Below are 12,054 nucleotides of genomic sequence, written 5' to 3' on the forward strand. Positions count from 1 at the left end.
TTGAGACGTTTTTGATATGGAACTTCGTCACCTGCGCTATTTTGTCGCGGTAGCAGAGACGGGACACTTCACCCGTGCTGCCGAACAGCTTGGGATCTCCCAGCCTCCGCTGAGCCAGCAAATCCAGCGGCTCGAACATGAAATCGGTACCCCTTTACTCAAACGCCTGACCCGTGGCGTCGAGCTGACCGAAGCCGGAAAAGTGCTCTACGACGACGCGCAAACCATCATCAAACTGACCGATGCAGCCCTTGAGCGCACCCGCGCCGTTGCGCGTGGTATGAACGGTACGCTGCGACTCGGCTTTGCCACGTCGACGGCGTTTAACCCGCAGGTTTTTGCGTTGCTGCATCGCTTTCGGGATAAATATCCGGGCATGGTTCTCGAACCGCTGGAAAAGGATATGGCGGGGCTGATGACGGCTATGAGCGAGGGCGCGCTGGATGCGGCGTTTATCCGTCTGCCGTGCGAGCGCAGCAAAGAGTTCAGTTTTAAGGTGCTGGATATCGAGGAAATGATGGTGGCGCTGCCCAAAACCCATCCGCTCAGTCAGGGAAAGGAAGTCCGGCTGTCGGCGCTGCGCCACGATACGCTGATCACCTTCCCGCGAGATTTATCGCCGGGGCTTTATGATGCCGTCACGCATGCGTGTGAAGAGGCTGGATTTTCGCCGCGCTACGGGCAGCAGTGTCCGCAGATTACCTCGGCGCTGAGTATGGTGGCGACAGGATTTGGTTACGCGCTGATACCGGCGTCACTGAGCAAGATTGATGAAGCCAATGTGAGGTGTCTGCCCCTGGCAGGGCAGACATTAACGACGCAGATCGCGCTCGCCTGGCGCAGAACGGATAACTGCAAGGCGGCGCTGCATCTGGTGGGATTGTTGTCGGTTAAACCACAATAATCACAGACACGCGGCGGTTCTGAGCGCGTCCGGCCTGGGTTTTATTACTGGCGACAGGTTTGCTCTGGCCCAGTCCACGGGTATGGATATTGGCGCGCGGCATTCCGGCATCGGCAAAGGCGGCGGCGACGGTGTCAGCGCGGCGCAGCGACAGATCGTTGTTGTAAGCCGGATCACCGTAGTTATCGGTATGGCCGTCGAGATTGACCTTGTTCAGGCCGACGTGCAAAAGTTCGCCCGCCAGTTTTTCCACTGACTGCTTACTTTCGGCGGAAAGCTTATCCTGATTATTGCCAAACAGAACTTTGGCATCCAGTCCCAGTTCCCAGCCCGCATCGGTTTGCGAGAAACCGTTCTTTTGCAGCACGGCGATTTGTTCCGGTGTTAATCCCGCAGGTTTACTCTGACAGGCGGCCAGCAGCACAATGCACAGCCCCATTGCGGCGAACTGATACCAGGATTTGAACGTATTGCAGGTCTTCATAGTCATTAATTCCTTTTAGTGTTTCATCGCGACAGGAAGCGGCATGCCTGAAGACACATGCCAGCAACTGCCGGATATTCTTTTAGAGCGATACATGGCCTCATCGGCCTTTTCGAGAATTTCTTTGGCACTGTTTGCCTGTGAAGGCGAAAGCGCAATGCCGATGCTGAGTGACACATCCAGCGTTTTGTTGTTGAGCAAAATGACCGGCGTTTTCATGATCTCGACAATCCGCTCGGCGAACGCCACTGCTTCGGCGGTAGAGATCATCGGCTCAAGCAGAATGGCAAATTCATCGCCGCCCAGACGGGCCAGCACATCCCCCTTACGCAGGGTTTTTGCCAGTCTTTCGCCAATCACCATCAGCACCCGGTCGCCGGCGGCGTGCCCGAGTGAATCATTGATTTCCTTAAAGTTATCAACATCGATGAACAGCAACGCCAGCGATAGCGGTGCTCTTACCGGATTGAAACACTGATTAAGGGTATCAATGAAAAACGCGCGATTATGCAGACCGGTCAGGCCGTCGTGCAACGCTTTTTTTGTCAGCGAAACGTTCTCGTTCCGCATATGGTTTTCCCAGGCTTCCAGCTCGGTCAGCAGGCTGTTGAAGTCCTGGCTGAGTGTATGCAACTCGACTATTGGCGCGGAAGGAACGCGCAGACTAAACGACCGGTTAGCACTGACTTCATGGGTGACATGGGTAATGTGGCCGAGGGCATCGACAATGCCTTTTTGCATCCGACGGGAAAAATACAGCGCGACCAGCGCGGTCAGCACCAGACAACCGAGCAGGCTTAGGATAGTTTCCGCCAGGAAGCCAATCAGACTGCTGCCGTTACCCTCAAGCCAGATGGTGCCGATGACCGAGCCGGAATGCACCACCGGTACGGTCACGGGTTCCGGAAAGGCCATATGGCCGACGAACTGACCCAGTTTGTCCCAGTTGCTGTGGATCGGACGCTGCCACTCGGTGAATGTCGCGCCAGCCGGCGTCAGAATTTTTGCCTGCGTGAAATCGCCGCGTCTGGCGATAAATTCCAGCGAGTCATGTGCCGCCGAAGGGTCATTAAAGACCAGTGCGGCTTCCGTGGTGTAACCGATGGCGCGCGCGGTCAGTTGCAGATTGCTTTCCGCGTGAGAACGCAGGGCGATTAACGCCAGCAACGTCAGCAGGAAACCGGCGAGACCGATCGCCGTTAAAATCACAATCACATGAATTCGGTTCAGTGCAGCGCTCAGCGTCGGACGCTGGCCTGACTGTTCAACCTCAGGAACAGGAATTTTGTTTTTCATGGTCACTCCTTTTCCCTGGCAAGTTGTAATACGGCGGGATTTACCCGCACGCCGCTGCGGGACAGCGTGTCCAGATTCAATTTGAATCCGGAATGAAGTGGCGTCATCACCAGACAAAACGCATTCAGTAATGCACAGGCATCATCCTGTTCACCGATAGTGAGAATTGCATGGCCTTCCAGGCGCTGATGTAAATCTGCCTGCTGTTCCGTTGTCATGTTGCCGGAATAAATAGCATCGCACTCCGATGTGAGCAGCGGGCTGTCGAACGGAAGCGTCATGACTTTGAGTGGCCGGCCGGTGAATGCGCTGCCATCCGGGGTAAGTTGCGCGGCGTATTTCACGGGAGGGATGATGCAAAGCGTTAAGACGGACGTGGGGGTTGCGCCCGGCCAGCGCGAATAGCTCAGGATGCCGTTGACGGTCTGCGCGACAGCCGCATCCGCCTGCGGATCGCTGTCTTGTGCAACACCCGATGTCAGCGGAGCGACCATCAGCATCAGCAGCAGGACAATGCCATACACAGCCTTAATAAAACGGCGTAGTGATGTCCGTGCTGGCGGGCAAAAAGGTGATCGGGCTTTTCCCATTGAGTCGCTCTGTGTTTCTTCCGGTTGAAATGATTTCCCCAGCATAAGAATAACTTTATCGGCAATAGTTCCGAAAGCGTAAGTGTAAAAATTTTCCTTCTGTAACTGCGGTGGAGTTGTGGCGTATTTTTTACACAAGTCAGAAAACAGAGGAAATTCAGAAGGAATGTTAACGTATTCCGTTTTTTTAAGAGGTGAAGGGGTGGTTAATTTATGAACAATTTAGTTCAGGGAGTCAGACTATAAATAATACATGTTGCTGGTATTTCAATCGTTATTTAAATAATAGTCACGGGCATAACAAAATATCACAAAAAATAGATGTTACCGTAATCACTATTTGATGAATTTAAATTAGAGAAAATGTTAATGGTTTGGAATTTAAAGGAATATCAGTCCGCGTTTTAAAGATATTCGTGACCATGATCTCAAAGCTATGCTGTTATCCAGATTTTTATGCTGCTGATAGGTATCATGCCCGCATTAATGGTATGTTTTATCCGTCAGGGTGGTTTTTTTGATGACGGGTGCAGTAAAAAAACATCAACCATTCCTGGGGAAACGGAATTATTTTTATAATTAGGTGCTGAGGAATCATGGATAATACAACAATCGGGACGCTGTCTAAAAAATCGGTAAGTTCCTGGCGTAAAACTGACACTATGTGGATGTTAGGTTTATATGGAACAGCAATTGGTGCAGGTGTTCTCTTTCTTCCTATTAATGCCGGTATCGGTGGTCTCATTCCATTAATCATTATGGCGATCCTCGCCTTCCCGATGACATTCTTCGCTCACCGCGGATTAACCCGGTTTGTATTATCAGGAAAGAATGCCGGTGAAGATATTACGGAAGTCGTGGAAGAGCATTTCGGTATTTCAGCCGGTAAATTAATTACCCTGCTTTATTTCTTCGCCATTTATCCTATTCTGCTGGTTTACAGCGTGGCGATCACCAATACGGTTGAGAGTTTTATTACTCACCAGATGCATATGAATGCGCCACCGCGTGCGTTACTGTCTCTGATCCTGATTTTGGGCTTAATGACGCTGGTACATTTCGGTCAGGATATGATCGTGAAAGCGATGAGTATTCTGGTCTTCCCGTTTGTTGCGGTGCTGATGGCGCTGGCGCTGTACCTTATTCCTAACTGGAATACGTCAGTGTTTGAAAACGTCTCCATGTCCGGCAATGGCGTGGGTCACGGTATGCTGATGACATTGTGGCTGGTCATTCCGGTGATGGTGTTCTCCTTTAACCACTCGCCGATTATCTCCTCTTTCGCTGTCGCAAAACGCAAAGAGTATGGCGAAGACGCTGAGAAAAAATGTTCACGTATTCTGGCATTTAGCCACATCATGATGGTTATCACCGTGATGTTCTTCGTCTTCAGCTGCGTACTGAGCCTGTCTCCGGCAGACCTGATGGAAGCTAAATCGCAGAACGTGTCTATTCTGTCTTATTTAGCCAACCACTTCTCTAACCCGGTCATTGAATATATCGCGCCATTTATTGCCTTTATCGCGATTACCAAATCTTTCCTCGGCCATTATCTGGGTGCGCGTGAAGGTTTCAACGGCATGGTAATTAAGTCATTGCGTGGTAAAGGGAAAACTATTGCCCTGCCAACGCTGAACCGTTATACCGGCATCTTCATGTTATTAACCACCTGGTTAGTCGCTACCCTGAATCCAAGTATTCTGGGTATGATCGAAACGCTGGGTGGTCCGATTATTGCGATGCTGTTATTCCTGATGCCTATGTATGCGATTCGTAAAGTTCCTGCGATGAAAAAATACAGCGGCCATATCAGCAATGTGTTCGTAGTGATTATGGGTCTGATTGCCATGTCAGCCATCGTATTTAGCCTGATTGGTTAATGAGTAAAGTATTTAAAGTTAATTGAAATAAAGTGGGCGGGAATATTCCTGCTCACTTTCCTCCCGTATTTTTGCCCGTCATCTTATTCACATGGAGTGCCCACCGTGATCAGCGTCTTCGATATTTTCAAAATTGGTATTGGTCCTTCCAGTTCGCATACTGTTGGCCCGATGAAAGCCGGGAAAATATTCACTGATGAACTTATCTCTTCTGGCCATATTACTCATACCACCCGTGTGGTCGTCGATGTCTATGGTTCTTTATCGTTAACCGGTAAAGGCCACCACACCGATCTGGCGATCATCATGGGGCTGGCCGGCAATATGCCGGACGATGTGGATATTGATGCGATCCCGGCGTTTATCCGTCAGGTGGAAACTTCCGGACGACTGATGCTCGGCAAGGGCGCGAAGGAAGTGGATTTCCCGGCCGGTTCCGGGATGAATTTCCATTTTAATAATCTGCCTTTACACGAAAACGGCATGACAATCAGCGCGTTCAACGGTGATGAGCTGCTGTATACGCAAACCTATTATTCTATTGGCGGCGGCTTTATTGTCGAAGCCAGCAAGTTCGGCCTGCAGGATGAAAACCCTGTGGTGCGACCGTACCCGTTCCGTTCGGCCAGTGATTTGCAAAAGCATTGCACCGACACCGGCCTGTCCCTGTCGGCGCTGATGCTGCAAAACGAGCTGGCCAGCCATACACGTGCAGAAATCAGCGAACACTTTGCGGCTATCTGGAATGTGATGAGCGAAGGCATTACACGCGGTATTCATACCGAAGGGTTGTTGCCAGGCCCGATGAAAATCAACCGCCGCGCCGCGGCGCTGCGTCGTATTCTGGTGACGCAGGATAAAAACAACGTTGATCCGATGGGCGTGGTGGACTGGATCAATATGTACGCGATGGCGGTGAACGAAGAAAACGCGGCAGGCGGACGGGTTGTTACGGCACCGACCAACGGCGCGTGTGGCATCATTCCGGCGGTGCTGACGTATTACGATCAGTTCATCCGTCCGATCAGCCCGGATTCTTACAGCCGTTTCTTCCTCGCATCCGGCGCGGTGGGCATTCTGTTCAAAATGAACGCCTCGATTTCCGGCGCAGAAGTCGGCTGTCAGGGCGAAGTCGGCGTGGCTTGTTCCATGGCGGCAGCCGGTCTGACTGAGCTGCTGGGCGGCAGCACGGCGCAGGTGTTTATGGCGGCAGAAATCGCCATGGAACATCACCTCGGGCTGACGTGTGACCCGCTCGCCGGACAGGTTCAGGTGCCGTGCATCGAACGAAATGCCATTTCGGCGGTTAAAGCGGTCAATGCTTCACGTATGGCACTGCGCCGTACCAGCGAGCCGCGCGTGTGTCTCGATAAAGTCATCGAAACCATGTACGAAACCGGCAAAGACATGAACTCAAAATACCGTGAAACCTCAACCGGGGGCTTAGCGATTAAAGTGTTAGCGTGTAATTGATTTCTTTCTACATCATTTCCTAAAAAGGCGGGAAACCGCCTTTCTCGTCTCCTTCCTGATTTTTGTCCTGTGCTATGTTTTCAGATACCTGCATTACGCAGAGGTATGTTTTTTTCTGCCTCACAACACCTGGAAAACAGTTAAAAGGAAAGATCCGGCATGTCTAAATTCTTTATGAATGACCGTAAGTCTCTGATTAACGATGTTATCGAAGGGGTGATCCTGACCTCTCCCTACAAAAATCTGGCAAAACTGGACGTTGATCCGGCTATTCGCGTGGTCGTTCGCCGCGACTGGGATAAGAAAAAAGTCGCCCTGATTTCCGGCGGTGGCTCCGGTCACGAACCGGCCCACGTCGGTTTTGTCGGTAAGGGAATGCTCACCGCAGCGGTGTGCGGCGAAGTGTTTGCGTCACCGAGCGTGGACGCTGTGCTGAATGCGATTGTGGCGGTCACCGGTAAAGCGGGCTGCCTGCTGATTGTGAAAAACTACACCGGCGACCGTCTGAACTTTGGTCTGGCGGCCGAGAAAGCCAAAGGCATGGGCTACGACGTCGAGCTGGTGATGGTATCCGACGACATTTCTCTGCCGGACAACAAGCAGCCTCGCGGTATCGCGGGGACGGTGCTGGTGCATAAAATTGCCGGTTATGCCGCAGAGCAGGGGAAATCTCTCAAAGACGTCACCAAAATTGCGCAGCAGGCCATTGATGCCACGGCGAGTATTGGTGTGGCGGCCGCAGGTTGCAGTCTGCCGGGCGGCGGCGAAGATGAGGAAGAACAGCGTATCGAATCGGGCCACGTTGAGCTGGGATTAGGTATTCACGGTGAGCCTGGCGTCTCGACGATGAAAACTCAGAACAGTAAAAAAGTGGTGGATACGCTGGTTGAAAAGCTCCAGCAGCATGTGAAAAAAAGCGACAAGCTGGCGGTATTGATCAATAACCTCGGCGGCGTTTCTCCGCTTGAAATGAGTCAGATCACTAAAGAAGTGGTGCATTCTGCGCTGGGCAGTTCGGTGCGTTATCTCATCGGACCCGCTTCACTCGTCAGTGCGCTGGATATGAAAGGTTTTTCGCTTTCCGTGATCGCGCTGAAAGGCGGAATTGAAGAAGCGTTGCTGGCAGAGGTGGAGGCCGCGGGCTGGCATCCACTGGTTAAGCTGGAAAAACTGGCGACTAAAAAAGGTAAAGCCATCAGCGATAAAAAATCCGTTAAAGCGTCATCAAATGCCGAAGTCGGCAAGATAGTCGAAACCATCACACAGACACTTTCCGGTCTGGAAGATGAACTGAATAAGCTCGATGCCAAAGTGGGTGACGGCGATACCGGTTCGACATTTGCCACCGGCGCGCGCGATATCCAGAAGCAGAACAAAGGCAAAAAATTGCCGCTGAATAATGTTGCCGATCTTCTTGGCGTAGTCGGCGATCGTCTGGCAACAGTGATGGGCGGATCGAGCGGCGTGCTGATGTCGATCTTCTTCACGGCCGCGGGTAAGAAAGTCGCGGAGGGCGAGAAATTACCGAAAGCGCTGCTGTTCGGTCTTGAGCGCATGAAGCATTATGGCGGTGCTGATCTCGGCGATCGCACGATGATCGACGCACTTCAGCCCGCGCTGGAAGCCCTTGGCAAGAAAGATGCGCTGAAAGGTGCTGCGAAAGCCGCCGCTAAAGGCGCCAAAGACACGGCCAGCATGAAAAAAGCTAACGCCGGGCGTTCATCCTATCTGAGCAGCGACAGCCTGAAAGGCGTCAAAGATCCGGGTGCAGTCGCAGTCGAAAAAGTGTTTGAAGCACTGGCGAAGAAATAAAATTCTTTCGCTTAAAAGAAAGGCCTGCGGGAATTGGCAGGCCTTTAAGAGAATGTCATTACCCGCCCTTTAACTACGTTACGTTATGAAAATTCGTTTTTGTTTATCAGCGAGTAGGTCTTTGTATCCTTTATTCTCTGGGTTTTACCGGAATACGTTTGCTCTGAAATAAGCAGTCGTCCAACGCGCACACTTTCTCTGGAACATTGGTCGTAAAAAGGATCGTAAGTTCCACGGCCACATTTACCCTTCAGGCCACGGTTCGACCATTTATTCATTTTCATTTTCCATTCGAGAGAATAATGCGCCAGAGGACAGACAATTTTTCCCCACGGGTCGCAAATTAACGTATTTTCCATAATTTTTCCGCTGCCGCGCGGGGGTTCAGTTCCTACTAATACCAGGCTGTGATCGACAGGGTGCTTGAGAAAAATAGTGAGTATTTTTATTGGCGTTTTGACTAGTTTTTCAAGTTCACGAATATGTTCAGTGAGATACCAGAACGCGATCATGGCATTTTCACCACAGTTACCGGCATTGCGTATCCCGTTGCGGTGATCCTGTTCGTATTTCCGGTAGACCTGTTGTGGTGCCAGTTTGAGCTTTCTGTTAGCGGCCAGATTCAGAGAACGATTCCTGTCTCCGCCCAGAGAATGCATCCGGTACTTGTCGGGATTGGTCATCATCAGCCCATCGATCATTCTTTTATCAGGATAGAATTTATTGGCTGATTTCATGGGGATTCTTGAGCGTGTATACAGCATTGCTTCCCTGAGTTTTGGCAACAATAACTTTTGAAATTGTTTACTGTCCATGGCCACGATGATCCTTCAATGTGAAAGTAATTAACGGATCATTTGAGCACTCTTTAATCCGCAGATACAGGAAATGACATATTCAGAAATCTCAATTACTGAGGAGGTCAAATCGCCCGGTCAGGATCCGGAATGCTAAAAAGTAGAAGTTGATCTAAAACAAATTTAGGCGATTTGCTCCCCCGCAGTGGTTTTTGTCCCCGTATAATTTGCGGCCAATTATTTGCCGCCGAACGAAGAAACTACATTATGTCAGTCAGCCTGATCCAACCCGATCGCACCCTATTTTCTTACCCACGTTACTGGGCGGAATGCTATGGCACCGCGCCGTTTTTCCCAATGAGCCGGGCGGAAATGGATGAACTGGGCTGGGACAGTTGTGATGTGATCGTGGTGACCGGAGATGCGTACGTCGATCATCCGAGTTTTGGCATGGCGATCATTGGCAGGATGCTGGAAGCGCAGGGGTTTCGCGTCGGGATCATCGCTCAGCCGGACTGGACCAACAAAGAAGATTTCATGCGGCTTGGCAAACCGAATCTGTTTTATGGCGTGACTGCCGGCAATATGGATTCGATGATCAACCGTTATACCGCCGACCGGAAGCTGCGCCATGACGATGCCTATACGCCGGGCAACGTGGGCGGTAAACGTCCGGATCGCGCGACGCTGGTTTACACCCAGCGCTGCAAAGAAGCTTTCAGCGATGTGCCGGTGTTGCTCGGCGGCATTGAAGCCAGTCTGCGGCGTATCGCGCATTACGATTACTGGTCCGATACCGTGCGGCGCTCTGTGCTCGTGGATTCCAAAGCTGACATGCTGATTTATGGCAACGGCGAAAGGCCACTGGTGGAAGTGGCGCACCGTCTGGCGGCGGGCGAATCCATTACGGATATTCATGACGTACGCAATACGGCGGTGATGCGTAAAACGGCGCTGACCGGCTGGAGCGGCGTGGATTCCACGCGCCTCGATAAGCCGGGGCGCATTGAGCCAATCATGAATCCGTATGGCGAAGACTTACCCTGTTCAGAAGGTGAACTGCCTGCGCCCGATGCCCCGCAGCCGGTGACGGTGCGCGCGCCCAAGCCGAAACCATGGGAGAAAACCTACGTTCTGCTGCCGTCATTTGAAAAAGTGAAGGGCGACAAGGTGCTGTATGCCCATACCTCGCGCATTTTGCATCATGAAACCAACCCGGGTTGTGCCCGTGCGCTAATGCAAAAACACGGTGACCGCTATGTGTGGATCAATCCACCGGCAATCCCGCTTTCTACTGAAGAAATGGATGAAGTCTTTGGATTGCCTTTCCAGCGCGTGCCACATCCGTCTTACGGTAAAGCGACTATTCCGGCGTATGACATGATCCGTTTCTCGATCAATATCATGCGTGGTTGTTACGGCGGTTGCGCATTTTGTTCAATCACCGAGCATGAAGGGCGGATCATTCAGAGCCGCTCGGAAGAGTCGATCGTGCGTGAAATCGAAGAGATCCGCGACAGCGTACCAGGATTCACCGGTGTGATTTCCGATCTCGGTGGTCCGACGGCCAACATGTATATGCTGCGCTGTCAGTCGCCAAAAGCGGAGCAAAGCTGCCGCCGTGCTTCCTGCGTTTACCCTGAAATCTGCACACACATGGACACCAACCATGAGCCGACGATCAACCTTTATCGCCGTACGCGCAGCCTGAAAGGCATCAAGAAAATCCTGATCGCTTCGGGCGTACGTTATGATCTGGCGGTAGAGGATCCGCGTTATATCAAAGAGCTGGCGGAGCATCACGTGGGCGGTTATCTGAAGATCGCGCCGGAGCATACCGAAACCGGGCCGCTTTCTAAAATGATGAAACCGGGCATGGGCAGCTATTACCGGTTCAAAGAACTGTTCGACAGCTATTCGAAACAGGCCGGGAAAGAGCAGTATCTGATCCCGTATTTTATCTCCGCGCATCCGGGCACGCGCACTGAAGATATGATCAATCTGGCGCTGTGGCTGAAGAAAAACCGCTTCCGTCTGGATCAGGTGCAGAACTTCTATCCGTCACCGCTCGCCAGTGCGACCACCATGTATTACAGCGGCAAGAATCCGCTCAGCAAAGTGGATTATAAAAGCGAAGATGTGGTGGTGCCGAAAGGGGATCGTCAGCGGCGATTGCATAAAGCGTTGCTGCGCTATCACGATCCGGTGAACTGGCCAGTGATCCGCGAGGCACTGACCGCAATGGGCATGCGCCGCCTGATTGGGATCCGACCTGATTGCCTGGTACCGCCGGATGGATTTGATCCGAAGTTTGCACCGTCACGTTCGGGGAAAGCGAAACCGGCGGCTACGCGATTTACTGCTTCAAAAGCGCAAAATCCGGGTGCCGTAAAAGGAAAACCCGCCGGTCAGCGGGTTAATCGAGGTAAAAGACCGGTTTAAGATCGCTACTGATCGGGCTGTTATCGGCATTGGCAGGCATTACGTCTGCCATATGCTTCCACCATTTCTGGCAAATATCCGTTTTTGCCACGGCATTCCATCTTTCTTCTGATTCAATTTCCACATAGCCAAACAGCAGATTACGTTTCTCATCGAGAAAAATGCTGTAGTGATGTGCGCCGTGGGCTTTCAGGGTTTCTGCCAGTTCCGGCCAGATAGGCGAATGACGACGCTGATATTCATCGTGTGCATTCGCGTTGACCTGCATCACGAAGGATTTACGGATCATGTTTTTCTCCGGTTAGATTTACTCCCTCCCCTGCGAAGGGGAGGGCTGGGGTGGGGTATTAATGGCAGCGTTGAATCTGAAGTTGCC

General features: G+C 51.7%; 10 protein-coding genes. 5 read left to right on the plus strand and 5 right to left on the minus strand.

The genetic code is table 11. The annotated features are described in order from the left end of the window. Positions 1-16: 16 nt before the first annotated feature. The gene (locus UC15_RS16700) at positions 17-904 is read left to right on the plus strand and encodes a LysR family transcriptional regulator (RefSeq protein ID WP_112289474.1); all 888 of its coding nucleotides are present in this window, start codon (positions 17-19) and stop codon (positions 902-904) included. Here the strand turns inward: UC15_RS16700 and UC15_RS16705 are convergent. The 3 genes from UC15_RS16705 to UC15_RS16715 are packed head-to-tail and all read right to left on the minus strand — an operon-like array spanning position 891 to position 3,274. Then, positions 891-1,388 (minus strand): OmpA family protein, encoded by a 498-nt coding sequence (locus tag UC15_RS16705; RefSeq protein ID WP_112289475.1) that lies wholly within the window; start codon positions 1,386-1,388, stop codon positions 891-893. The genes UC15_RS16700 and UC15_RS16705 overlap by 14 nt on opposite strands. 15 nt (positions 1,389-1,403) lie before the next feature. Beyond that, positions 1,404-2,684: a diguanylate cyclase domain-containing protein gene (locus tag UC15_RS16710; RefSeq protein ID WP_112289476.1), complete on the minus strand. Its 1,281-nt coding sequence runs from the start codon at positions 2,682-2,684 to the stop codon at positions 1,404-1,406. 2 nt (positions 2,685-2,686) lie between these two features. Further along, the gene (locus UC15_RS16715) at positions 2,687-3,274 is read right to left on the minus strand and encodes a YfiR family protein (RefSeq protein WP_232829927.1); all 588 of its coding nucleotides are present in this window, start codon (positions 3,272-3,274) and stop codon (positions 2,687-2,689) included. 596 nt (positions 3,275-3,870) lie between these two features. Here UC15_RS16715 and UC15_RS16720 point away from each other — a divergent pair. From UC15_RS16720 to UC15_RS16730, 3 genes are all read left to right on the plus strand, one after another. Continuing rightward, positions 3,871-5,154 (plus strand): HAAAP family serine/threonine permease, encoded by a 1,284-nt coding sequence (locus tag UC15_RS16720; protein WP_112289477.1) that lies wholly within the window; start codon positions 3,871-3,873, stop codon positions 5,152-5,154. A gap of 105 nt (positions 5,155-5,259) precedes the next feature. Continuing rightward, entirely contained in the window at positions 5,260-6,627 is a 1,368-nt protein-coding gene (locus tag UC15_RS16725; RefSeq protein WP_112289478.1) for an L-serine ammonia-lyase, read from the plus strand. A 159-nt stretch (positions 6,628-6,786) separates the two neighbouring features. Continuing rightward, positions 6,787-8,439 (plus strand): dihydroxyacetone kinase subunit DhaK, encoded by a 1,653-nt coding sequence (locus UC15_RS16730; RefSeq protein ID WP_112289479.1) that lies wholly within the window; start codon positions 6,787-6,789, stop codon positions 8,437-8,439. An 83-nt stretch (positions 8,440-8,522) separates the two neighbouring features. Here the strand turns inward: UC15_RS16730 and UC15_RS16735 are convergent, their stop codons facing one another. Further along, complete coding sequence (locus UC15_RS16735; protein WP_112289480.1) at positions 8,523-9,254, minus strand: hypothetical protein; 732 nt, start codon at positions 9,252-9,254, stop codon at positions 8,523-8,525. A 249-nt stretch (positions 9,255-9,503) separates the two neighbouring features. On the opposite strand from UC15_RS16735, the gene UC15_RS16740 reads away from it, so the two are divergent. Beyond that, positions 9,504-11,678 carry a YgiQ family radical SAM protein gene (locus tag UC15_RS16740; protein WP_112289481.1) on the plus strand — a complete coding sequence of 725 codons (2,175 nt, stop codon included), beginning with the start codon at positions 9,504-9,506 and terminating at the stop codon, positions 11,676-11,678. Here the strand turns inward: UC15_RS16740 and rhaM are convergent. Further along, positions 11,653-11,967 carry an L-rhamnose mutarotase gene (gene rhaM / locus UC15_RS16745; RefSeq protein ID WP_112289482.1) on the minus strand — a complete coding sequence of 105 codons (315 nt, stop codon included), beginning with the start codon at positions 11,965-11,967 and terminating at the stop codon, positions 11,653-11,655. The two genes, UC15_RS16740 and rhaM, sit on opposite strands and share 26 nt — an antisense overlap. Positions 11,968-12,054 lie beyond the last annotated feature (87 nt).

The organism is Rahnella sp. AN3-3W3 (assembly GCF_003263545.1).
Taxonomy (GTDB): domain Bacteria; phylum Pseudomonadota; class Gammaproteobacteria; order Enterobacterales; family Enterobacteriaceae; genus Rahnella; species Rahnella variigena.